21 protein-coding genes are annotated in these 23,293 nt (G+C 36.5%); 8 read left to right on the forward strand and 13 right to left on the reverse strand.

From position 1 onward, the window contains the following. Nucleotides 1–9: 9 nt before the first annotated feature. The 4 genes from V9G42_10665 to V9G42_10680 all read right to left on the reverse strand — a co-directional run bounded on the left by V9G42_10665 (nt 10) and on the right by V9G42_10680 (nt 5,261). On the reverse strand, nt 10–669 hold the full coding sequence (locus V9G42_10665; protein ID MEI2759877.1) for a carboxypeptidase-like regulatory domain-containing protein: 660 nt from the start codon (nt 667–669) through the stop codon (nt 10–12). Nucleotides 670–753: 84 nt separating this feature from the next. Next, nucleotides 754–1,248, reverse strand: a complete 495-nt coding sequence (idi, locus tag V9G42_10670; GenBank protein MEI2759878.1) for an isopentenyl-diphosphate Delta-isomerase — start codon at nt 1,246–1,248, stop codon at nt 754–756. Nucleotides 1,249–1,253: 5 nt separating this feature from the next. Further along, nucleotides 1,254–3,164 carry an OmpA family protein gene (locus tag V9G42_10675; GenBank protein MEI2759879.1) on the reverse strand — a complete coding sequence of 637 codons (1,911 nt, stop codon included), beginning with the start codon at nt 3,162–3,164 and terminating at the stop codon, nt 1,254–1,256. A gap of 15 nt (nt 3,165–3,179) precedes the next feature. Further along, nucleotides 3,180–5,261 (reverse strand): DPP IV N-terminal domain-containing protein, encoded by a 2,082-nt coding sequence (locus V9G42_10680; GenBank protein ID MEI2759880.1) that lies wholly within the window; start codon nt 5,259–5,261, stop codon nt 3,180–3,182. 192 nt (nt 5,262–5,453) lie between these two features. Between V9G42_10680 and V9G42_10685 the strand changes: the two genes are divergently transcribed. Further along, nucleotides 5,454–6,077: a hypothetical protein gene (locus V9G42_10685; GenBank protein MEI2759881.1), complete on the forward strand. Its 624-nt coding sequence runs from the start codon at nt 5,454–5,456 to the stop codon at nt 6,075–6,077. Between the two features lie 8 nt (nt 6,078–6,085). Here the strand turns inward: V9G42_10685 and V9G42_10690 are convergent, their stop codons facing one another. Further along, nucleotides 6,086–8,062, reverse strand: coding sequence for a dehydrogenase E1 component subunit alpha/beta (locus tag V9G42_10690; GenBank protein ID MEI2759882.1), 1,977 nt, complete (start codon nt 8,060–8,062; stop codon nt 6,086–6,088). A gap of 59 nt (nt 8,063–8,121) precedes the next feature. Between V9G42_10690 and V9G42_10695 the strand changes: the two genes are divergently transcribed. Next, on the forward strand, nt 8,122–8,256 hold the full coding sequence (locus V9G42_10695) for a hypothetical protein (protein ID MEI2759883.1): 135 nt from the start codon (nt 8,122–8,124) through the stop codon (nt 8,254–8,256). Nucleotides 8,257–8,285: 29 nt separating this feature from the next. Here the strand turns inward: V9G42_10695 and V9G42_10700 are convergent, their stop codons facing one another. The 3 genes from V9G42_10700 to V9G42_10710 all read right to left on the reverse strand — a co-directional run bounded on the left by V9G42_10700 (nt 8,286) and on the right by V9G42_10710 (nt 11,377). Further along, on the reverse strand, nt 8,286–8,522 hold the full coding sequence (locus V9G42_10700) for a hypothetical protein (protein ID MEI2759884.1): 237 nt from the start codon (nt 8,520–8,522) through the stop codon (nt 8,286–8,288). Between the two features lie 105 nt (nt 8,523–8,627). Continuing rightward, nucleotides 8,628–10,292 carry a peptide MFS transporter gene (locus V9G42_10705; protein MEI2759885.1) on the reverse strand — a complete coding sequence of 555 codons (1,665 nt, stop codon included), beginning with the start codon at nt 10,290–10,292 and terminating at the stop codon, nt 8,628–8,630. A gap of 41 nt (nt 10,293–10,333) precedes the next feature. Continuing rightward, nucleotides 10,334–11,377 (reverse strand): bifunctional oligoribonuclease/PAP phosphatase NrnA, encoded by a 1,044-nt coding sequence (locus V9G42_10710; GenBank protein MEI2759886.1) that lies wholly within the window; start codon nt 11,375–11,377, stop codon nt 10,334–10,336. A gap of 102 nt (nt 11,378–11,479) precedes the next feature. Here V9G42_10710 and V9G42_10715 point away from each other — a divergent pair, with 102 nt between their 5' ends. The 3 genes from V9G42_10715 to V9G42_10725 all read left to right on the forward strand — a co-directional run bounded on the left by V9G42_10715 (nt 11,480) and on the right by V9G42_10725 (nt 13,024). Then, nucleotides 11,480–11,899: a nucleoside-diphosphate kinase gene (locus V9G42_10715; GenBank protein ID MEI2759887.1), complete on the forward strand. Its 420-nt coding sequence runs from the start codon at nt 11,480–11,482 to the stop codon at nt 11,897–11,899. A 250-nt stretch (nt 11,900–12,149) separates the two neighbouring features. Beyond that, nucleotides 12,150–12,734: a sigma-70 family RNA polymerase sigma factor gene (locus tag V9G42_10720; GenBank protein ID MEI2759888.1), complete on the forward strand. Its 585-nt coding sequence runs from the start codon at nt 12,150–12,152 to the stop codon at nt 12,732–12,734. Nucleotides 12,735–12,802: 68 nt separating this feature from the next. Next, nucleotides 12,803–13,024 carry a hypothetical protein gene (locus V9G42_10725; GenBank protein ID MEI2759889.1) on the forward strand — a complete coding sequence of 74 codons (222 nt, stop codon included), beginning with the start codon at nt 12,803–12,805 and terminating at the stop codon, nt 13,022–13,024. A 271-nt stretch (nt 13,025–13,295) separates the two neighbouring features. Here the strand turns inward: V9G42_10725 and V9G42_10730 are convergent, their stop codons facing one another. The 4 genes from V9G42_10730 to V9G42_10745 all read right to left on the reverse strand — a co-directional run bounded on the left by V9G42_10730 (nt 13,296) and on the right by V9G42_10745 (nt 17,245). Continuing rightward, nucleotides 13,296–13,748 (reverse strand): GNAT family N-acetyltransferase, encoded by a 453-nt coding sequence (locus tag V9G42_10730; GenBank protein ID MEI2759890.1) that lies wholly within the window; start codon nt 13,746–13,748, stop codon nt 13,296–13,298. Between the two features lie 343 nt (nt 13,749–14,091). Continuing rightward, the gene (locus tag V9G42_10735; GenBank protein ID MEI2759891.1) at nt 14,092–15,816 is read right to left on the reverse strand and encodes a BamA/TamA family outer membrane protein; all 1,725 of its coding nucleotides are present in this window, start codon (nt 15,814–15,816) and stop codon (nt 14,092–14,094) included. A 5-nt stretch (nt 15,817–15,821) separates the two neighbouring features. After that, nucleotides 15,822–16,499 carry a uracil-DNA glycosylase gene (ung, locus tag V9G42_10740; protein ID MEI2759892.1) on the reverse strand — a complete coding sequence of 226 codons (678 nt, stop codon included), beginning with the start codon at nt 16,497–16,499 and terminating at the stop codon, nt 15,822–15,824. Nucleotides 16,500–16,939: 440 nt separating this feature from the next. Then, the gene (locus V9G42_10745) at nt 16,940–17,245 is read right to left on the reverse strand and encodes a DUF4286 family protein (protein MEI2759893.1); all 306 of its coding nucleotides are present in this window, start codon (nt 17,243–17,245) and stop codon (nt 16,940–16,942) included. Nucleotides 17,246–17,333: 88 nt separating this feature from the next. On the opposite strand from V9G42_10745, the gene V9G42_10750 reads away from it, so the two are divergent. The 3 genes from V9G42_10750 (at nt 17,334) to V9G42_10760 (ending at nt 21,344) form a co-directional block, all read left to right on the forward strand. Further along, nucleotides 17,334–19,469 carry a prolyl oligopeptidase family serine peptidase gene (locus V9G42_10750; protein ID MEI2759894.1) on the forward strand — a complete coding sequence of 712 codons (2,136 nt, stop codon included), beginning with the start codon at nt 17,334–17,336 and terminating at the stop codon, nt 19,467–19,469. Between the two features lie 522 nt (nt 19,470–19,991). Next, complete coding sequence (locus V9G42_10755; GenBank protein ID MEI2759895.1) at nt 19,992–20,411, forward strand: hypothetical protein; 420 nt, start codon at nt 19,992–19,994, stop codon at nt 20,409–20,411. A 51-nt stretch (nt 20,412–20,462) separates the two neighbouring features. Continuing rightward, complete coding sequence (locus V9G42_10760) at nt 20,463–21,344, forward strand: Fic family protein (GenBank protein MEI2759896.1); 882 nt, start codon at nt 20,463–20,465, stop codon at nt 21,342–21,344. A gap of 217 nt (nt 21,345–21,561) precedes the next feature. Here V9G42_10760 and V9G42_10765 read toward each other — a convergent pair whose 3' ends face one another. Next, nucleotides 21,562–23,247: a T9SS type A sorting domain-containing protein gene (locus tag V9G42_10765; protein ID MEI2759897.1), complete on the reverse strand. Its 1,686-nt coding sequence runs from the start codon at nt 23,245–23,247 to the stop codon at nt 21,562–21,564. Nucleotides 23,248–23,293: the final 46 nt, after the last annotated feature.

The raw sequence follows: 23,293 nt of genomic DNA on the forward strand, positions 1-23,293 counted from the left end.
GGTGCCTCATTAATCGTCTTTGGACTTTGACTTGAACTCACCGCTTTTCCATGCCTGAATGAACTTTGCCCATGCTATTGGGTTAAGTAAATTGTTTACAGGTAGCTGCCCTGTATTATACAATTTTGTTTGTTGCTTCTGATAAACAAATTTACTGTTCATACTTCCGTCCATATCAATTCGAATACTTTCTTCGCGCATAGTTTCAAGTGCAAGATTCCTGCGTGCATGATCCAAGTCTGTATCCGGAACTTTAAGATCGAGAAATGCCTGTTTAAACTGCTCTCGTGTAGGCCATGGATAAATGACAGCCTGATTAAGCAATATGGTATCACGGTTAAGCATCTGAATCAATGAATATCGATTTTCTGTTAACGTATCAGGTACTTTAAAAATAGTTTTTGCAAATCCGACAGAAGAAAATTCAATCTCATCACCAACATGCGCCACAATTGAAAAAAAGCCATAGTAGTCAGATACTGTTCCTCTACTGCTCGACTTAATCATAACACCCGTGTAGGGTACCGGACTCAAACTATCACCAGTCACTATTACTCCACTTAACTGAACGAGCTTCTCCTGATTTGACTGCGCAAATGCCAGAAGTGGCATGCTGAAAATTAAAACAGACAGGATAAAATTCCTGCTTCTGAAATTGAATGTATTCATGGGAACCAAAAATAAGTAATTGCTGTCAAGCAAAACGTTTGATTCTGTAATTTATTTCAACTTTATCAGCTAAATTACAAGGAATTATAAAGCAGCAATTATTTTTTGGAACCAAACAGAAAAATCATTGGGATTTTCAGTAATTTCTTTCTTCAAATTGTCCATTGTTATCCATCGCATAGCTTGCACCTCATTAATTTCAGGAATCACTTCATCATCATATACTCCTGTGAAAACATAATCCAGTTCATGTTCGATGAGTCTATTAATAAAAGATGTTCTATAAATAAATTTAAAACTGAACTTCAGATTGCAATTGAAGCCCATCTCTTCTCTAAGTCTTCTATTTGCTGCCTCCTCAATGTTTTCACCCGGACGTGGATGGCCGCAACATGCATTTGACCAAAGTCCTCCACTATGATATTTTATTGCTGCTCTTTGCTGTAAAAGCATTTCGCCCTTTGCGTTATAAACCAAAACCGAAAATGCTCTATGTAGTAATCCAAGTTTATGAGCTTGCATTTTTTCTGCTTCACCAACTTCTCTATCATGCTCATCAACTAAAACCACAAACTCCATAAGAATTATTTTTTTAGCACTACAAACTCTGTACGTCTGTTTAGCGATTTTCCTTTTTCAGTTGTGTTTGGAGCAACAGGTTTTGTTTGTCCGAATCCATTATGAGAAAGCCGTGTTGCTTCAATGCCTAAGGTTATCAAATAGTCATATACAGCCTTGGCTCTGTTTTTAGACAGAAGCAAGTTATCTTCTGCCTTGCCTGAATTGTCTGTATGACCATAAATAGCAACCTTTAATTTTGGATTGCTTTTCAGAAAATTTGCAAAATCCTGAATTACTGCTTTTGATTTATCTGTTACTTGATAAGAATCCGTTTCAAAAAGTATATCATTCAAGTTGTAGGCTTCTCCTTCTTTTATTTTTCTCAGGTCTAGCTCAACAGTCACAGCCGGTGAATCTACTTTTGATGCATCAATAAGTTTTGAGGTAAAGGCATAATCATCCTTTTGAATCGTTAACAAATACTCAGAATTAGCTTGTAAAACACCGGCATATTTACCACTGTATGCATCGTAATCTATTTGCTCAACCTGTTTGGATGCAATATTTCTAACTTCAATACGGGCACTGTCAGGCACTTCATTGTCATCGTTTTTCAATTGGCCTTTGAATAAAACCATCTTCTCCGGCCTTGCCTCCACCGGCATGTCGAATGAATAAATATCATAACCTCCTGTCCCAAATTTATTACTTGCAAAATATCCTTTTGTACCATCTGTACTCACAAAAAAACCAACCTCATCTGCATCGGTGTTAATGGGATATCCCAGATTTACCGGTTTTCCCCAGTTACCTTTTTCGTCTTTTTTGGAATAATAAATATCATATCCCCCCATGCCGGCATGCCCATCACTGCTGAAATAAAGTGTTTTTCCATCAGGATGCATAAATGGTGCTTTTTCATTACGTGAAGTATTGATAGGTCCGGTTATGGGATTTGCGCTGTTCCAATCGCCATTAGTTTTTTTTGCTACATAAATGTCACTTGTCTGTAAAACAGAATCTCTGAAACTGGCAAAATATAAGGTTCTGTTATCTGGAGAAAGTGATGGCTGTGAATCCCAAAACTTTGGATCGTTTGCTTTCCCTATACTTCTTGGCTCCGACCATCCTTTAGGTGTCAGGTCTGAAGTATAAATGTCGAAATTACCCTTTACATTGACTGTAAAAAACAAGTGCAGATTGTCAAGTGAAATGGTAGGCCCACCTTCATTACCACTGTTTTGTTTGTTGAAAGGTAATTCCATTGGTGTTCCTGCATCCCATTTACCATTTAGATTATGACTTAACATAAACTTTTCTACACTAGTTGAGGTGAGCATATTTTTGCTCTGGTATTCAAACCTTCTGGTAAAAAAACACAATTCATTATCAGCAGAGATTATTGGGAGATATTCAGGGTCTGGCGTACTTAATCCTTTTACCAACACAGGTTTAAACTCTACAGGGTTTAAAAACGCCTTTGCTCTGAATAATTTCACTTCGGCATCGTCAGCAGCGTTGGTGTCTGAAGGAGGTAAATCTAAAAATGTAGTGTAAACAGAAATAGCTTCCTCGTACTTCTTTGTCTCATAATAATATGTTGCTAATCTGTAAATTGCTTTTTCAGATGCGTCAGGACAAACATTTATCAGGCCTTTATAAGCCTTTGCCATTAACTTAAAATCTTTCTTTCTATAAGCTGCATCACCCATAAGTAGATAAGGTTTTGCAAATGTGCTGTCTGCTTCAATAGCTTCATTACATAATTCAACGGCATCCTCATAGCTTTTAACTGACTTAAATAGCTTTTCAGCTTCTTCTGTCTTCTTAGCCGATTCTTTTGATGTGGTCTGTGGACAGCGTTTTAGATTTTGCGAATAAGTTGAAACGACATAGAAATAAAGTATAAGGCTAAAAATAATTTTCTTACTCATCAATCAGATTTTGTTTCAAAGATTTTGTTTAAAGTAATCTGTAATTTTATTCATTAAATGTACACGGTCTTTACCGCGAACATTATGCGGATGTCCTGGGTAAACAAAGTAATCTACTTGTTTTCCGAGATCAATAGCTTTTTTCAAATACATCAAACTATGCTGCCAAACAACTGTATCATCATTAGTCCCATGAATAAGCATCAGCTTGCCATTAATATTCTTTACATAATTCAATAAATTACTTTTCTCATAGCCATCAACGTTTGTTGTCGGAGTATCCATATAACGCTCTGTGTACATAATTTCATACATGCTCCAGTCAACCACCGGGCCACCGGCAACAGCCACTTTAAACAATCCGGGAAACCTTGTCATCAGTGATATAGCCATAAAACCACCATAGCTCCAGCCATCAACACCTATTCGTGTTGAATCAACATATGGTAACGATTTTAAATATTTTAATCCCGTTAGCTGATCTTCCATCTCTGCATTGCCACAGTTACGGAAAATAGCTTGCTCAAACTGTTTTCCTCTGTTGCCGCTGCCTCTACCATCTACTGTGTAAACGATAAATCCTTCCTGCGCCAGATAATAAAACCACAAGTCACCTTGCCCGCCTTGCCATGAGTTTGAAATCAATTGTGTATGTGGTCCACCATAAACATAAATAATCACCGGATACTGTTTTAACGAATCCATTGCAGGTGGATAATAGGTGCGTGTATAAAGCAACTCTCCGGAAACACTCTGAAGTGTATTGATTTTCATTCCGCCCAATTCATATTCACTTAACGGATTTTCAGCTGTTAGCATTGTTCTTGCATCAGATCCATTTGGCAATATAAGTTTAATTTTACGTGGTGTGTTGACGTTACTGAACACATCCAGAACTTCATTATTTTCTGGATTATAATAGCATGAGTGTATTCCATTATCCCCGGAAACTCTTTTCATTTTCCCGTCTGAAAGAGTAACGTAATATAAATCTCTGTCAATTGGACTTAATGCAGTGCACATGTAATATGCACGTTCTGACTTTTTGTCAAATCCTTTAAATTCAGTGACTACAAATTCTCCTTTAGTAAGCTGCCTGATTAGCTTTCCATCGGTATTGTATAAATACAAATGATTGTAGCCATCACGCTGACTTTGCCAGATGAACTGATCGTCATGACCGGGCACAAAAACTATTGGTGTTTGTGGCTCTACATATTTATCATCTTTCTCTTCAAAAAGTGTTTTTATAAAATGCCCTGTTGATGCAGAATAACAGTTCAGTTTCATGTGGTTCTGATCACGATTTAAAACTGCAATATAAACATACTTCTCATCAGGGCTCCATGCTACATTAGTCAGGTATTGATCTTTTGGTTCACCGGTCTTAAGATAAACAACTGTATTATTAATCATGTCAAATACACCAACCGTCACCTGATGACTTGTGCCACCTGCCATCGGATATTTTATCAGATTTACTTCTGCCGGTTTTTTACTCCAATCTACAATAGGATAATCCTTAACCATGGTTTCGTCCATTCTGTAAAATGCAAGTTTGTTCCCCTTGGGTGACCAAAATGTTCCTTTTGTTATTCCAAACTCATTACGATGAACAGAACTGCCGTAAATAATATGTGGGTACACATCTTTTGCAACGGTAATATTTTTTCCTGCATCATACACAAAAAGGTTATTTTTAATTGTATATGCTATACGTCCTGTTACAGGGTCGGTATCTTTTTGCGATGCACTATCAGGCAACAACAAAATTCTTGAATTACGAATGGCATACTGTGTTTTATCATATTCAAACTCTTTGTTCCCGTTAAAAAATCCAAAGACTTTATCATTCTTCCATTCCACAATGGGAAAACGGGCAAGAGTATCTGCTTTTATTCGCTTGAGTTTATCATTAATCTCCGAAAGCGAAATAATTTTCTCATCATGTACAATACCGTCATCACCAACAAACAAAGTTGCATCAGACAAGCGGTTGTCAACATAGTAATACGAAATTGAATTTTTAATCCATCCTAACTGCGAAAGGTTTGCAGGAGCAAGTCTGGTTCTTGCATTTAATATGGCATCTTCCATGCTAAGCCTCTTATGCTGAGCTTGTAAAGTTGTTGTAGAAATTAAAAAAATGAAAGGTAATGAGTAACGAAACATAATAAATTTTTCTTGCAAGCAAATGTAAAATATATCAACATACTTTTCTTGCAATCAATTCATTTATATTAACTACAAAATGTGAATGTTTGCAATGAATTTTCTTTATTTGCAATCATGCAATTAAGCCATATTCTGATTTTATTTTTGTGTATTGGTACAAACCAAATTCAGGCACAGACACTCTTGAATAGTGGTTTTGAGGAGGACATAAACACTTCTTCTCAAAGTGGATGGATATTAGATTGTAAAGGAACCGGACAGATAAGATTCAGCAATGTTTCCCCATTTTCAGGTAAACATTGTTTAGAATTGGCACATCAAAATCAGGCCACATGCACATTTAGCCAGAGCATTTCACTTCAGAACTCTGATATAAAAAATTACAAAGTGATTTTCTCATGCAGAGCCGAAGAACTGAATGGAAATACAGGCCTTAATATTATTATCAGAGATGCTTCAGGAAAAAAATTAACTGAGAGTAGTGGCTTTATTAAAAATGCCGAAACAAAGTGGAAAACTTATTCAATTGCAATGTCTGTTCCTGATGGTGCGCATACAATGAGCATCACAGGAATTTTGAATGGCACAGGCAAGGTTTGGTTTGATGAAATTAAAATAGAAGAATTAAAACAGCATAAATCATCATCAGGAATATGGGCAACAGCAAGTGAATTTATGACTATTGCTGGTAAATACTCTATTGGTGAGGCAATAAAATGGGCCGTTGAAAAAAAGTAACTTACATTTTAATAATCTGCCAGTTGCTTTAACATTTGTTTAAATCTTTCTCTTGGCAGAAAATTCCACTCCAAATTATTTGACATTGGCACGGCAGTATCCAGGCTGCCACATCGCATTACAGGCGCATCCAGCCATTGAAAACAAGCAGCCGAAATTTCAGCTGCAATTTCACCACCAATACCACCGGTTAATGTGTCTTCGTGAAATACAATAACTTTTCCCGTTCGTTTTACAGATTCCAGAACTGTTTCTTTATCCCAAGGCAAAAGGCATCTCAAATCAACTAAATCAGCCTGAATATTTTTGTATTCATCCAGTGCTTCCATTGCCCAATGTACACCTAAACCATAGGTTACAATAGTTAAATCAGAGCCTTCTCTTATTTTATTTGCCTTACCTATTGGTGTAGTAAAATAGCTGTCAGGAACAAGGCCGCTAACACTTCTATAGAGCGCTTTATGTTCAAAAAACATAACAGGATTTGGATCTTCAATAGCAGCAGCCAATAATCCTTTTGCATCACCCGGAAATGCAGGGTAAAGAATTTTTAATCCGGGCACATGAAAGAACCATGCTTCTGTTGACTGTGAGTGAAATGGACCTGCTCCAACGGCAGCACCTGTGGGCATGCGTACCACAACATCTGCATTTTGTCCCCAGCGATAATGTGTCTTTGCCAGATTGTTAACAATTTGGTTGAAGCCACATGTAACGAAGTCGGCAAACTGCATTTCTACTATAGACTTAAAGCCGTTAATTGACAATCCCAAACTTGCTCCAATTATTGCTGACTCTGTAATTGGCGTATTTCTGACACGCGATTTACCAAATTCTTCAACAAAACCTTGTGTTGCTTTAAAAACTCCGCCATATTCAGCAATATCCTGACCCATTATGACTAAATTCTTATGTCGTTGCATACCCTGACGAAGTCCGTCAGTAATGGCATCCAAAAATCTTTTATCTGTGGCTCCTCCTGAAGCCGTGATGACTGTATTTTCTGATGGCGCAAACATATCACGTAACTCATTTTCTGTGTTGACCTCAGGATCAGACTCTGCATAACTTATCTTAAGATGTTCTTCAATTTCTGTTTTAATTTTTACACGAACACTTTCAATCTCTGCTGCTGAAAGAATCTTATTTTCTAAAAGATAATTTTCATAATTCACGATAGGGTCTTTCTTGCCCCATTCATCAAACAATTGTTGAGGAACATATTTTGTCCCGGAAGCCTCTTCATGACCTCGCATTCTAAATGTGCGAGCTTCAAAAATTATTGGACGCGGATTTTTTCTTATGTCAGTCAATAGTTCATTCAGTGTATTATAAACTTCCAAAATATTGTTGCCATCAACACTAACACCTTGAATGCCGTAACCTATCCCTTTATCGGCAAAACTTTTACATCTGTACTGTTCTGATGAAGGTGTTGACAACCCATAACCGTTGTTTTCTACAATAAAAATAACAGGCAGATCCCATACAGCAGCCACATTAATTGCCTCATGAAAATCGCCTTCGCTTGCACCGCCATCACCTGAGAAAACAATTGTTGCTTTATTATTTTGCTTAAGAATATTTCCCAATGCAATTCCATCTGCAATGCCACATTGAGGGCCAAGATGGGATATCATTCCAATTATTTTATACTCTTGTGTTCCAAAGTGAAATGAACGATCGCGGCCATTTGTGAATCCACCGGGCTTACCCATCCATTGCGAAAACAGACGGTGTAAAGGAATATTACGAACACTGAAAACCCCAAGATTTCTGTGCATAGGCAAAACATATTCGTCCTTATTAAGTGCCATGGCAGCACCCACAGAAACAGCCTCCTGACCGATGCCTGAAAACCATTTTGCCAGTTTACCTTGACGTAGCAGAACAAGCATCTTTTCCTCAATTATACGAGGACGTACCAACTCATGATAAAGTCTGATTAATTGGTCGTCACTCAAATCTTTTCTGTCGAAATTCATTGTTATATAAAAAGTGCGGCAAAGTTAACTTAATTAGAGTAGTTTTGTTTTATATAATTATGCAAGAAATCATAGTTGGTATCATAGCCATTGGAGCAACAATTTATCTGATTCAAAAATTCAGAAGTAAATCCGGTGCTTGTGATAAATGCAGTTCAAATCCACAAAAGTCAGAACAAAAAAAAACCACCTGACGGTGGTTTTTTTCCTTAATTTTTTAAAATTAATGTGCAGCAGCAGCAGCAGAATCTGCAGCAGGAGCAGCAGCAGCTGAATCAGGAGTAGCAGCAGCAGCAGATGCAGCCATTGCAGCTTCTTCAGCAGCTTTCATTTCTGCTTCTGCGTTAGCAATTGAATCCTGAGTTGCTTTTTCCGCAGCAGCTTTTTCGTCAGCGCTTGGGCCGCATGATACCATTGCAAACATTCCTGCAACAGCCATTAATGTGAATAATTTTTTCATTTTTCTTTTTTTATTGTTTGATTTGACGGGACAAAAGTATGGTGATTAATAAAAGATGAAGTTTTTTTTTATTAACTATTCAACTAAGTTGTTAACAATTAATTGTTATTGCACACCATGCATCATTTTAACAAGCCATTTGTAAATAATGAATAGCAATACTGAAGCTGCGGCACTCATTATAACGAATATCATAAAGAAATCGTAGAGGCTTGAAATCTGCATGCCCATAAACATTGGAAAATGATGTGGAATACCTGCTTCAGCCAGCACCTTTAACTGATCGGCAGTAGCTGTAACTGAGCCATTGAGTATAGAAGGAAGGTCAATTCCTTTGTCGGCAGCAGCTTTAAACTCGCCTTGTCCCGGAGGATATAATGAACTTAGTGTACCTGCAAATTTATTGGAAGCAGAGTTGGCCAAGAACCACGTTCCCATTAACAATGATGCAAAACGAAGCGGTGCTAACTTAGCAACCATTGAAAGTCCTATTGGAGACAGACAAAGCTCACCAAATGTGTGTAGCAGGTATAATGTTGTTAGCCAAAACATGGAAACTTTTACTCCGGGCTCTACTCCTTTTACACCAAAAGCAATTACTAAATAGCCAATTGAGAGTAAGAAAAGTCCTATTGCCATTTTTAATGGTGAACCGGGTTCTTTTCCAGCATTACCTAATCGCACCCATAACCAAGCAAAAATCGGAGCAAAAATCACAATAAATATTGCGTTGAATGATTGAAAAAAGCTTGCCGGCATTTCCCACCCAAATAGGTTTCTGTCAGTTTGTTCATCAGCAAAGAATGTAAGTGACGCACCGGCCTGTTCAAAGGCACTCCAGAAGAAAATTACAAAGAAGCAAAGTATAAAAATTACCCAGATGCGTTGTTTCTCAACATGAGTCAAAGACTTATCTGTAATAATAAGACCTGGAACGGCAATAGCACCTGCATAAATAATTGAGCCTATTAAATCGAATTCAATAAGGGATTTGAAAACAAAAAACAATCCTATTCCAATAGCCAGCCACATGAGAATCTTAGACATGTTGAACGATGGGATATCTGCTTCTCCTTCTGCATTAACGGCTTGTGTGGTAACAACTTTAGGCATACCTATCGGTGAACCATCCGGGCTTACTATATATTTATTCTTGAGCATCACAAAAGTGAGTACACCAATAACCATTCCTATGCCGGCAGCAAGAAACCCATATTTAAAGTCAGCAGGATCGTTGGTATCGCCAAAATATCCACAAACCAATGGAGCAAAAAATGCTCCCAGATTAATACCCATATAGAAAATTGTAAATGCACCATCTACTCTTTTATCAGCCTTTGGATAAAGCTGACCTACCATTGTAGAAATATTGGGTTTAAAAAATCCATTTCCGAAAATTAAAAATCCAAGTCCTAAATACATTAACATACTGGCAGTGGCATCAGTGCCTGTTGGTGTTGAACTAATCATTGAACCACTGAAAAACAAAGTAAACTGACCAATAGCCATTAATAGGCCGCCTACAATGATGGAGCGTCTATTGCCCCAATAACGATCCGATATGTATCCGCCTAATAATGGTGTTAGATACACTAATCCGGTATAACTACCATAAAGGTTTGAAGCAAATGCTTTGTCAAGCATCAATGCTTTTACCATGAAAAGAATAAAGATTGCGCGCATTCCATAATAGCTGAAACGCTCCCACATCTCTGTTACAAATAACACATACAGTCCCTTAGGATGTCCTTGTTGTACACTTTGATTCATACGTTTAATTTAATTTAAAGCGCGGCTAATGTAAAAAAAAATTAATCTTTTACCGTTTCAGGAATTTGTAATTGGTCTTTATAATAGGCCAAGGCAGCTATAAAATGCTCAACTGCTTCGTCAAGGCTGCCCAAATATTTACCGCCCGAAGCATTCTTATGCCCGCCACCGTTAAAAAACTTTGAAGCCATGTCACGAACAGAAAAATCCCCTTTGGAGCGGAATGATATTTTAATTATATCGTCTTTTTCAGTAAACAAGGCAGACATAGTAACATCTCCAATACTCAGTGGGTAGTTGACAATCCCTTCTGTATCACCCGTTTGATGGTTGTACTGTTCCAACTCATTTTTTGTTAATGCAATATAGGCTGCATTGTAGGCATGTATGACTTGCATTTTATCTTTTAGGCAATATCCCAGAAACCGTGTTCTCTCCTCGGTAAAATTATCGGAAATAGTTTCATGAATTTTAACATGGTTCATGCCTGTATCGAGCAATGCCGCTAAAACACGATGTGTATCTGCACTCATTGACGAAAATCTGAAAGAACCGGTGTCAGTCATAATACCTGTATAGATACACTCTGCCACTTCCGGTTTCATTTTATACTTATTGTCTAATGCAAATATAAAGTGGAAAATCAACTCGCTTGTTGCACAAGATTGAGGAAACGAAAACAAAATATCGCAATCTATTTTTGGATATAAATGATGGTCAATAACTACTTTAAAGGCTTTGTTTGACATCATTACTTCTTCCATAGCCTCAACTCTTTTTGACTCATTAAAGTCAAGACAAAAAATAATATCTGCTTCAGCAAAAGCCTTTGCTACTACACGAGGTTTTTCTTCGTAGTTTAAAACTTTCTGATTGCCTTTCATAAAACTGATGGATTCAGGATAATCACTCGGTACCACAGCCTTTACTTTATGTTTTTTTGCTGAAAGAAAATTGTACAATCCCAGGAGTGAGCCTATAGCATCACCATCCGGTTTATAATGTGTGGTGATTACAATTCTTTTTGGTTCCGATAAAAGATTTTTTAATTGCTCTATGCTGTGTTGCTCAAATTTTGGTATCATAAACTTGCTGAATGCGATTTTTACAAATGTAGGTTATTTGCATCAGCAAAACCAAAGCTGAAATCAACTACTTTTGCAGCCACAAAAAAATACAAACATTTAATTATGAGTAACATCACTTTTACAATGCTAAAGCCTGATGCAGTAAGCAATGGATATATTGGTGCAATTTTAGACCATATTATTAAGGCCGGATTTAAGATTAAAGCAATGAAGTACACACATTTAACTGCAGAACGCGCAGGTGAGTTTTATGCGGTTCATCGTGAAAGACCTTTTTATAATGACTTGGTTAAATATATGTCATCAGGTCCTATAGTTGCGGCAATACTGGAAAAAGACAATGCCGTTGACGATTTCAGAAAAATTATTGGTGCTACAGATCCTTCAAAGGCAGATGCCGGTACTATTCGTAAACTTTATGCCAAAAGTATTGAAGCCAATGCTGTTCATGGCTCCGACAGCAATGAAAATGCTGCTATAGAAGGCGCATTTTTCTTTAGCATGACGGAAAGATTTTAAGCTCCGATATTCCTTCGGAAGTGAAGTTTTACTGAAAAATCCTGTCACTTATTACCTGCAAGTTACATTGGCAGGATTTTTTCTTTATGTTTACTGAATAATTAATAAAAATATTTTCTGAGTTATACAACATTAATAAAAACAATACGTTCTATATCTCAAAACATCTCACAATAATTACATTTCAAACAGGAGGAAAACTATAGCATAAAACTCTACTTTATCACTTATTTCCAAAAAAGAGTTCACTATGCAACAGCCTGCTTTAAACGACCGAGAACTGGTCGAAATGTACCAACAAGGTAACGAAGACTGCTTAAACGTTCTAATTGAACGACATCAGAAAAGAATATTTTCTGCCATTCTCTTTCTTGTCAATAACAGAGAACTTGCCGAAGATATTTTCCAGGACACCTTTGTTAAGGTAATCAACACCTTAAAAAAAGGCAGCTACAACGAAGAAGGTAAATTTTTACCTTGGGTTCTTCGCATCAGCCACAACTTAGTTATTGACCATTTCAGGCGCAACCAGCGCATGCCAATGGTTCATGACAAAGAGGATTATTCTATCATCGAATCGCTACAGCTTATGGATGATAATGTTCAGGACAAAATAGTTCGGGAGCAGATTTATAAGGAAGTTCGCCTACTGGTTGAAGAACTGCCTTACGAGCAAAAAGAAGTCATCATTCTGAGACACTTTGCTGACATGAGTTTTAAAGAAATTGCTGATGCTACCGGTGTGAGTATTAACACTTCACTTGGCAGGATGCGCTATGCTCTTATAAACCTTAGAAAAGTGATTGAGAAGAAAAAGTTAGTGCTGGCAGCGTGATTTTTTTTCAAACGTATGTAATAAGGCATTAAGTGCTGCGTTATAACTGTAAATAAGTTATTACGCCTATGTACGAAAATTTTACTACTAACGATTTTATTCTGTACTACTTTAACGAAACCGAGATTACAGAATCGGTGCTGATTCAAAAAAAAATTGACACCTGCCCGGAAGCAGAAACAGAGTTCGAAAACATTGTCAACGTGATGGATCATATTGATAAAATAATGATTGCACCTTCGGCTTCTGTTCTACAAAAGGTTTTAAACTATTCTAAGTCTATAAAATAGTCAGCACACATCACGAAACTGTGCAATGTAAATATGGAAACAAAGCCCTGCTCGTTTTTGTAATTACGTAGAATTGTTTTAGATGTAAAAAAATGAAGTTACCAACTTAATCACCCAAAGTCTCTTGAATTGGCGGTAGTGACATTGAGAGTGCAGAACATCAAACTACAAAAAACATCTTTGGCTTTGACCTACTACTTGTAGTGCTGTAAAACTGAACATACTTTAACAAAACTTCGTTTCGGATTTTTTTGGACTTCTTATACTTGGATTAACATGAACGGTTCGATCTTTTTGCCCAATTAGTATATGTCATTTCGAATTTGATCTCCTTTGGTCCGTGAGTTCCAACTTCTTTCCACCCTGCTTTTCTGTAAAACTTTTCTGCTCTGGTATTAGAAGCAGTTCCTAGCCAAACTGTAACTTTTGTCTGTGTAAAATACCAGTCCAACATTGTTTGGTGTAGTTTTTGACCAATACCCCTTCTTTCAAATTTAGGGTCTAAAAACAAAGCCCAGATATTGCTTTCTTTCAAGTCTGCAATTGCAAAACCTATAATTTGTTTGTTTATTTCGCAAACCCAGCCTTTACCTCTTATTGTAATAAATTCTTCGCAATCTTCGTCTGCTACTACATTTGGATTGGATAAAGTGTTTTCAGTTACAGAATTTCTAACGTGTTGAATTTGCTTTATATCCTCAATATTAGCTTCTCTAATTATCATAGTTTTTTTGTTTATATTTTTCTTTGAGTTAGATGTGTACTTTGTTTAGTGGTGGTTGATGGTAGCCTTTCTGCTTCCTAACAAATCTACTGAAGTTTTCAAAATTCTATATGTAATGGTGGTAATTATAATTGCAATTCATACTGTTATCTCCATACTCCATCCATGTTACCCCATTTGGTTAAACGACATGGCAAAACTCTATATATAAACTTTGCATTTATTTTGATAAAATCACTCAGAAGTAAAAGAGACAATTATGGGATAAAATACTAAATTTACCTACGAAGCACTCAGGTTTCGTTTAAGGGTATTTCAATAAAAACCACCGGAAATCAACCACTTAAAAATAATTTACAATCCCGAAATGCACCTTTGCCTGCCTGAACTGTATGACACTGTTTTGCTGACTGCCTATTGCATAATTTAAAGCAAAAATTCCGAGTTTGGTTTCAAAAGTAATTCCTGCACCCATTCCATAAGGTATGTCATAAATATTCCCATCTCTGGTTTCTGATGCATAATAAGCTTGATTATAAAACAACTGCAAATAGGCGTTTCTGTCGAGGAGGTAACGCAATTCCAGCTTACCTAAATAATATGATGTTGCATAGAGTACATCTTCGTCAAATCCTCTTAAAGATTTTAGTCCGCCAAATCGGAACTGATCATTCTGAAAAACATCATCAGCCTGCATCCATGCAAATGCAAATCCTGCATTTAAAACTATACGCGGAAACAATGATTGGTAAAAATCGGCTGTGCCTTCAAATTTATATATATCACTATTTAATTTTAGCCCCTTATACAATTCGCTGTTGATGTTGCTGTTCTTTAAAATTTTTTTTACTCCTGCAGCACCCGATAAATCAACGATAAACCCTCGTTGAGGATTGAGTCTGTAATCAACTTTTTCTTTTTTCAACACTACTCCATAAGTTGTAATATTTACATCTGCAAAGGTTGGGAGAACAGTTGCATTTCTATAAGAAGATGTTGAAAGCAGTGATGATTTTTTATTGGTAACAACTAATGTTAGTCTGTCATTTCCTTTCATAAGGTACTGAATGCCTCCTTTTAACAAAACATCAACGTATGAAGTATCGCGTTTGTAAATATTTAATCCTCCTTCAAGACCAAATGGAAGCGAGAAAAGAAATGGATAGCTTAATGATGTTTTTAAATCCTGTGTTTTAGGCAATGGCTGCTTCCAGTTGATTTCAAACTGTTCACCACGACCAAAGGCACTCAACAATTTAAGCCTTAGTTCGCCACTGATGTTCACTTTTCCGCTCTTGGTTGCATCCGGCAACACACCAATAATTCCATCAGCCTGTGAGGCTTTTTTATTGTTCAGAAATAAAGTAAGCACTGCTCCACCACCTTCAAATGCAACAATCAACGGTGCATATTCAGAAACCATTGGCAACTCCTTTAATCTGACTGAAATGTTACGAATGATGCTTTCATTATAAATATTGCCCTGACTAATGCGCAGGTAATTAAACAAATATGTTCTGCTTAATTTAGAATCACCACGAATAATGATGCTATCAACACGAACAAGTTCACTTTTATTCGCTCTTAATACTCCGGAAATTTGCTCTCCTTCAAAAATCAAGCTATCTAATCTTACTTCAGCAAAGGGGTAGCCGTTATCCTCATACCACTGCAAAAGCGATCTAAACATTTGTGCCAATTTGGGTGGACTGACCTTGCTGCCACGCCATTTTTTTTCACTATTACCTGTTTCATTTAATACACGCTCATCTATATTGCCACCTGCTATTCTTGCCCACCTATAGCGATTGCCTTTATGAAGATAAACACTGTAAATGTTGCTGTCTTTAACCAAAAAATCTGCTGATGCTGCAATAAAGCCATCCTTCTGAAATTCGTTGATGACTCTGGCTATCTCCTTTTTCAACAAAACTGAATCTCCAAATTCCTTTTTGTATTTTACTGAAACAGGATCACCATTAAACACAAGTCTATATTGTGCCAATGACAGATTTACTGATAAAAAACAGATTGAGAAATTAAATAAAAACTTTCTTACTGTATGCATGCACATTAATTAATATTCCAATCAATTGGTTTAAATCCTTCTGATGTCAATATGCTGTTTGTTTCAGAAAAATGCTTGCATCCAAAGAATTTTGTTGCAGAGAATGGTGAAGGATGCGCAGCTTTAAGAATATGATGTTTGCTCCGGTCAATCAAAATTTCTTTTGCTTGTGCAAAACGTCCCCAGAGCAAAAAAACCAATCCGGACTTATGTTCAGACAAAGTTTTAATCACAGCATCGGTAAACAACTCCCAACCTTTATCCTGATGCGATCCGGCCATACTCTGTCGTACGGTTAATGTTGCATTCAATAAAAACACACCCTGACGTGCCCACTTTTCAAGATTTCCGTGTGGAGGAATTGGAATATTTAAATCACTCTTCAGTTCTTTAAAAATATTTACTAATGAAGGCGGAGGCTTTATGCCTGACGATACAGAAAAGCAAAGCCCGTTAGCCTGACCGGCTCCATGATATGGATCCTGACCAATTATCACCACTCTTACTTGCTCAAAGGGTGTATAATCAAAGGCACTGAAAATTTGTGGACCGGGGGGGAAAACTTTATGAATGGTAGCTTCTTGCCTGATGAATTTCTTCAATTCTTCAAAATAAGGCATGTTAAACTGCTCCTGAAGCATTGTTTTCCAACTTTCTTCAATTTTTATCTGGCTTGACTCCATACTTCTAATTGCCTGCTAAAATAAAGACACAGAGCCAAACATTTACTCTTGAAATAAATTTTAAGTTCATGCGTTTTATGATAGCCAATTGTTAATAAGTATTTTCACATCATTTGTGAATTATATGCTGCATTTGGTTTGATTTTTATTTCTTTGCCGACTATAAATCTCATTGACAATGAAAAAATTGCTTGTTGCATTAGCCTTTTTATCTCTAATTGTTTCATTGAATTCATGCAAAAGCCGTGAAAAGTGCCCCGCATACGGAAGCAAATCAGCTCATACTGAACACAGCCATTCATAATACTTTGATTCAAAAAAACAAAACTGCCATGAATAATATTCATGGCAGTTTTGTTTTTAGTAATAAAATAAAATACTCAGTCTCAATAATCCTGGAGCATGTTATTTCTATAACATTAAACCTATACAACTTACTTTCAACACACTACTTCCAGTAAAGTGCGAAAAGCCACAAACCTATCTTTATAAAGCGCAGTGTGCTCCTGTTGAAGTTTTGCTGCATAATTATTCTGATAGCATTCTATATCTTCCATTGTCTGAAAATAGTATTGAACAGAATATGTCTTTCCACCGCTATCTTCATCAGCCAACACCCTGAAAATTCGGTTTTCAAGAAAACATCCTGTGCTTAACACATCAGGAATATGAACTTTTTGCATCCACTGCAGCCATTCTGCGGCAACATCATTATCAATATTTACAGTTACATTATAAACAAACATATACTTTAACCAATAATTAAGTTTTAATACAAACAAAAAAGAATGCTTAACGCTAATTTTGCACATTCAAACACAATATTAAATTAAAATGATTAAACCATTAATGAGTGTAGTAGTAATCACTTCAATTTTTATTTCATGTAAACCTGCATCTGAACAGGCCACTTCAGAAAAATTAATCTATCCTGCAACTGCAAAATCTGATCAGGTTGATGACTATTTTGGCGTAAAAGTTTCTGACCCATACCGTTGGTTAGAGAACGATACTGCCGAAGATGTAAAAAAATGGGTGACAGAAGAAAACAAAGTAACCTTTGGCTATCTCGAAAAAATACCCTTCAGAAATAAAATAAAAGAAAGACTTACCGATATTTTTAATTATCCAAAGTATTCAAATCCATTTCGTGCTGGCGAATATTATTTTTTCAGCAAGAATGATGGTTTGCAAAACCAAAGTGTCATCTATTATCAGAAAGGTCTTGACGGAAAACCGGAAGTATTTCTCGACCCCAACACCATGAGTAGCGATGGAACTGCAGCAGTTTCACTTTTAGGCTTTTCTAAAGATAAAAAATATGTTGCGTACGCCATTAATCAATCCGGCAGTGATTGGCAAACCATCTATGTAATGGAAGTTGCTACAAAAAAACTGATGGGTGACAAACTTGATTGGGTAAAATTCAGCGGTGCATCATGGAAAGACAATGGTTTTTATTATGCACGTTATGATGCCCCTCCAAAAGGAAAAGAATTTTCGCAGAAAAACGAATACCACAAGATTTATTACCATCGCATGGGCGACACTCAGGATAAAGATGTTTTGGTATATGAAAACAAAAACAAACCCTTGCGCTATTATGGTGCCTCTGTAACAGAAGACGAACGCTTTCTTATTATTTATGTTTCTGAGGGCACTGATGGAACAGAAATGTATTACAAAGATTTACAAAGCAATCAAAAAGATTTTGGTCTTTTGTTTGCAGGATTTGAAGATAACTACAGTGTTATAAACAACATTGGCGACAAACTGCTTGTACAGACAGATGCCGGTGCACCCAACCAAAGAGTAATTTTAGTTGATCCAAAAAATCCTAAAAAAGAAAACTGGAAAGATGTGATTCCGGAAAAGACTGAATTGCTGGAAAGTGCAGCCACAGGAGGAGGTAAACTTTTTGTTTCTTATCTGAAAGATGTAACCACACATGTTTATCAATATAGCTTAGAAGGTAATCTCGAACATGAAATTGCCTTACCGGCATTAGGCAGTGCATTCGGATTTAGTGGTGATAAAGAAGACGCATTGATTTTTTACACTTTCACATCGTTCACCTATCCTCCTGCAATCTATAAGTATGACATTGCTTCAGGCAAGTCAGACATCTGGCAAAAATCTGATGTAAAGTTTAATCCTGATGAGTATGAAACCAAACAAGTATTTTACAACAGTAAGGACGGAACAAAAGTTCCCATGTTTCTAGTTTATAAAAAAGGCATTAAACTCGATGGTAACAATCCTACACTACTCTATGGATATGGAGGTTTTAACATCAGCCTGACACCCACTTTCAGCACTTCAAGAATTATACTTCTTGAAAATGGAGGAGTATTTGCCATGGCAAACATCCGTGGTGGTGGTGAGTACGGAGAAAAATGGCATGAAGCCGGTAAACTTCTGAAAAAGCAGAATGTATTTGACGATTTTATTGCAGCAGCAGAATATCTCATCAAAGAAAAATACACGTCACCATCTAAACTATCCATTCAAGGTGGCTCAAATGGAGGATTGCTGGTGGGAGCATGTATGTTGCAGAGACCTGATTTATATCGTGTGGCGTTTCCTGCTGTTGGTGTTATGGACATGCTACGCTATCATAAATTTACCGTTGGTTGGGGATGGGCTGTTGAATATGGTAGCAGCGATAGTTTAGAAAATTTCAAAAACCTTTACGCTTATTCTCCACTACACAATATAAAAGAAGGGGTAGAATATCCTGCCACTATGGTAACCACTGCCGATCATGATGACAGAGTTGTACCCGCACACTCATTTAAATTTATTGCCACCTTACAAGAGCGATATAAAGGCAACAGGCCACAGTTAATCCGCATTGATGTTAAAGCAGGTCATGGTGCCGGAAAGCCTACTTCAAAAATAATCGAGGAGCAAGCAGATATTTGGTCATTCATGTTTTACAACATGGGCATAACACCAATATATAAGTAGAAACAATAAAAGTAACTTTTAAAAAAAACGTCATGTAAAAACATGGCGTTTTTTATTTTCCAATTACCTTAAAATCTAAAGAAACTGAAAGCAGCAACACAAATAACTAAAACAGAAACGAAATTAACTCGACTCTTCACGCTATCTGAAAAAAGCTATTGCAAAAACAAATCAAAAAGCAATGAAATGTTATTATGTTTGTAAATATTAACAAGCAATAATTTTCATAAAATAATCTGTTATAGTCAATGGTAAAGCGACACCGCAAGCATTGAACGCACAACCAAAATATTAGTTTATAACATTGACCAACCATTTTGACAAGTAACCAACATATAGACCATATTTTAAACGGACATCAAATAAGCCGATTCTATTTGGCCTCCATACTGTGTATTAATTTTTCCATCACCGCTCAAAAAATATTTTAAAATTCTTTGGTAACCGTACAAAGACATTAACGAATATAACAGATAGAGTTATTTTCTTTAATTTAACCGACTAAAATTATATTGTGAAATAATGCCAAAGATTTACGATAATATAGAAAACCACTTAACCAAAGGACTGAATGAAGCGCTTGAATTATCACAGCGGACAGACTTTTGTGTGGGATATTTTAACCTGAGAAGTTGGAAAGAAGTTGCAGACAAAATCGACAGCTTATCGGGTGCGACAGTTGTTGAGGGCAAGGACGATGTTCACCGCATTTGCCGACTGCATGTTGGAATGCAGAAAATGCCAATTGACATTTTACGTGATTACTTTTCAAAAGACGATGACCACATTATTGACCAAGCCGAAGCAGTAAAATTTAAAAAGCGACTGGCATCAGACAATGAATTATTTGGAAACAATTTACAAACAGGATTGCTTATCAACTTCGGTTCAAAAAGTTTGCAATTTAAAAGGTTATTCAATAAAAAATACAAATTCGTATAATCATGGCAATCCTAATAAACTTACTGTAATCAAGGTTCAGACAATTGACAAATGAAAAAAGAACAGCTAAAAATATCCATCCGTTTTTTTAACGACCGTGAGGTACGGGCTGTTTGGGATGAAGAACATTCTAAATGGTATTTTAGTGTATTGGATATTGTGAGTGTTTTGAATGAAGAAGGTGATTACAATAAAACCCGCAACTATTGGAAGTATCTAAAAGCAAAGTTGAAAAAAGAAAACAGCGAAGTGGTTAGTGCCACTACCCAATTGAAATTTTTAGCTCCTGATGGTAAAAAGCGGTTGGCTGATATGTTGGACAGCGATGGTGTAACAGCATTAGCCAAGAATTTTCCCAACAACAGGGCAATGAAGTTTTTAGACTGGTTTCTATACAGCGATACCAGCATTGACGGACAAAGCAAAAAGAAGGCTTACACCCTTTTTGAAAGTAATCTTATCAACGAATTTGAAGTAGGAACTACCAAAGGCCTGCAACAAATACACGCTTATTTGTTTGGCGGCTTGTATGATTTTGCAGGGCAAATCAGGGAAAAAAGTATTTCAAAAGGTGGATATCAATTCGTTTATGCCCAGTATTTAAAAACCATTTTGCAAAAAATAGATGCCATGCCTCAAAAAAAGTTTGATGAGATTATTCAAAAATATGCCGCCATGAACAAAGCACATCCTTTTATGGAAGGCAACGGCAGAAGTACGAGAGTATGGCTTGATTTGATGCTAAAAAAATATCTGAAAAAATGTGTGGACTGGAGCAAAATCAGCAAAGAGAACTACATGAATGCTATGATAATTAGCACAGTTGATTATTCAGTTTTATCACAAGTCATATCAAAAGCCCTCACCACTAAAATCAACGATAGGGAAATGTTTATGAAGGGTATTGACTACTCTTATTATTACGAAGAATGATAAAAGAAAGTCTTGGTAATATCGAACTTTTAAAGCTACCCAAAACAGCTTTTTTTTGCAGCCGACAAGTGCCTGCCTCGGTGGTATTGAAATACTATGACTAGGCAATTGAGCAAAGAGAGAAATTTGCACTAAAATTGTAAACCTATTTCAAAGCCAGACATTCTTCAAATATCAACTTTTAACACTCAAACATCTTATATAATCAGTAGTAATTCTATTTCACTTTCATCAGTTTTCTTGTACTCACATCTTCACCTGAAACAATGGTCAGAAAATAAAGTCCGGAATACAATTGCTCTGTATTGATTGTTGTCTGAGCGTTAATGTTCGCTTTGTAAATTGTATTGCCAAACACATCAGTTAATATAAGTTGAGTTTGACTGAAACTACCGGAAATATTTATCTCATTAACAAAAGGATTAGGATAAACCAGCAGGTTTGCAGCATTAATACTTGACACAGATGTTGTTGGAAAGGCATACTTCGCAAAGTAGCCATCGCGCGACCCGGCACTCACCAATGTGTTTACCGCAGGTGCAGGATTAAAGTCAACATTCTGCTCAAAGCCCCCACATAAAAACACTTCGTCAAAGGTATTGCAAGTCATGTTTCGGCAAAAATCAAAGGCAGTACTGCCACATCCAAAAGCAGACAAATAGTTACCCATTGAATCATAATGTGCCAGATAGATATCAGCAAAACCATTACTGTTTAATGATGCAACTGTCACGTCAGGATCAAAATCGGCAGTATTAAAAAAATAACCACTTACCAAGATTGAGCTATTTGAAAGTTCAGCAATAGTATAGCAAATATCAGAGCCGTTTCCACCAATTCTTTTTGCAAAAACATAACTACCGCCATTTGTATATTTTGCAAAATAACCGTCAAAACTACCTTGTGCCATCAGCGCCATTGTATCAATATCCGGATCAAAATCTGCAAAATTTGAAAACTGACCACAGGTCAGAATATCTCCGTTATGATCAACCTTTAATCCAAACGGATATGCATTTTCTATTGGAAAAGACCAATAATAGTTTCCAAAATTGCTATATGAGGCAGTAAATGCTGCAAGTCCGTCAGCAAAAAGTGTATCGGGATTTACTGAGCCATAATCAAAAATCAAAGTGTCTTCAAACGTACCTGTAAGATATACTTTGCCATTGATTCCTGCTGTGATGTTATAGGAGTGATCTTCTCCTGAGCCCATTAGTGCATTGAGCCAAAATAAATTTCCATTCGGATTAAATTTTCCAAAAACCACATCTGAATTACCGCTTCCATAGAGTGGCGTGACTGTCAATCCATCATCAACATAAGAAGAGTCAGTAAATGCGCCTGCAAACAAAACCAGGTAATCCTTATAATCAATACGGTAAACATCATCGTTTAACATACCACCCACACCTCTCACCCACTGCAACATTCCGGATGAATCATATTTTGCAATAAAACCATCCTGTTGCCCTCTGTTTGTAGCCATTACAACATTTCCTTTAGGATTAAAATTTGTGTTTACATTAAACACGCCACATAAATAGATATTGCCGTATTCATCAACAGCAGGATCTGAGTAATTAAACTCCTCGCCTACACTACCTATATTCATAGCCCAGATAAAATTACCGGCACTATCATATTTGGCAAGAAAAATATCATTTCCTCCATTGCTAGTTAATGGATAATTGGTGTTGCCCGGATCAAAATCTGCTGTTCCGGAAAAATAACCTGACACAATAATATTTCCGGTGCTATCTAATGCAACTCCCATTGCGTTTTCAAATTGTGTGCCTCCAACACGCTTTGCAAACTTGTATTGTTGCGCTTCAATATCTGAAGTATAAAGACAACTCAAAATGAATAAAATAAAAACATTCAGGCATTTTTGCTGTTGCATAACAGGTATTTTTGTTTTATCAGGTAAAGATATGCATTCAGCCAAT

This window comes from Bacteroidia bacterium (genome assembly GCA_037045145.1).
GTDB lineage: Bacteria > Bacteroidota > Bacteroidia > AKYH767-A > OLB10 > OLB10.

Coding starts and splice junctions, on each gene's coding strand:
- V9G42_10665 (MEI2759877.1), bottom strand. CDS start 669: ATGAATACATTCAATTTCAGAAGCAGGAATTTTATCCTGTCTGTTTTA.
- idi (MEI2759878.1), bottom strand. CDS start 1,248: ATGGAGTTTGTGGTTTTAGTTGATGAGCATGATAGAGAAGTTGGTGAA.
- V9G42_10675 (MEI2759879.1), bottom strand. CDS start 3,164: ATGAGTAAGAAAATTATTTTTAGCCTTATACTTTATTTCTATGTCGTT.
- V9G42_10680 (MEI2759880.1), bottom strand. CDS start 5,261: ATGGAAGATGCCATATTAAATGCAAGAACCAGACTTGCTCCTGCAAAC.
- V9G42_10685 (MEI2759881.1), top strand. CDS start 5,454: ATGCAATTAAGCCATATTCTGATTTTATTTTTGTGTATTGGTACAAAC.
- V9G42_10690 (MEI2759882.1), bottom strand. CDS start 8,062: ATGAATTTCGACAGAAAAGATTTGAGTGACGACCAATTAATCAGACTT.
- V9G42_10695 (MEI2759883.1), top strand. CDS start 8,122: ATGCAAGAAATCATAGTTGGTATCATAGCCATTGGAGCAACAATTTAT.
- V9G42_10700 (MEI2759884.1), bottom strand. CDS start 8,522: ATGAAAAAATTATTCACATTAATGGCTGTTGCAGGAATGTTTGCAATG.
- V9G42_10705 (MEI2759885.1), bottom strand. CDS start 10,292: ATGAATCAAAGTGTACAACAAGGACATCCTAAGGGACTGTATGTGTTA.
- V9G42_10710 (MEI2759886.1), bottom strand. CDS start 11,377: ATGATACCAAAATTTGAGCAACACAGCATAGAGCAATTAAAAAATCTT.
- V9G42_10720 (MEI2759888.1), top strand. CDS start 12,150: ATGCAACAGCCTGCTTTAAACGACCGAGAACTGGTCGAAATGTACCAA.
- V9G42_10725 (MEI2759889.1), top strand. CDS start 12,803: ATGTACGAAAATTTTACTACTAACGATTTTATTCTGTACTACTTTAAC.
- V9G42_10730 (MEI2759890.1), bottom strand. CDS start 13,748: ATGATAATTAGAGAAGCTAATATTGAGGATATAAAGCAAATTCAACAC.
- V9G42_10735 (MEI2759891.1), bottom strand. CDS start 15,816: ATGCATACAGTAAGAAAGTTTTTATTTAATTTCTCAATCTGTTTTTTA.
- ung (MEI2759892.1), bottom strand. CDS start 16,499: ATGGAGTCAAGCCAGATAAAAATTGAAGAAAGTTGGAAAACAATGCTT.
- V9G42_10745 (MEI2759893.1), bottom strand. CDS start 17,245: ATGTTTGTTTATAATGTAACTGTAAATATTGATAATGATGTTGCCGCA.
- V9G42_10750 (MEI2759894.1), top strand. CDS start 17,334: ATGATTAAACCATTAATGAGTGTAGTAGTAATCACTTCAATTTTTATT.
- V9G42_10755 (MEI2759895.1), top strand. CDS start 19,992: ATGCCAAAGATTTACGATAATATAGAAAACCACTTAACCAAAGGACTG.
- V9G42_10760 (MEI2759896.1), top strand. CDS start 20,463: ATGAAAAAAGAACAGCTAAAAATATCCATCCGTTTTTTTAACGACCGT.
- V9G42_10765 (MEI2759897.1), bottom strand. CDS start 23,247: ATGCAACAGCAAAAATGCCTGAATGTTTTTATTTTATTCATTTTGAGT.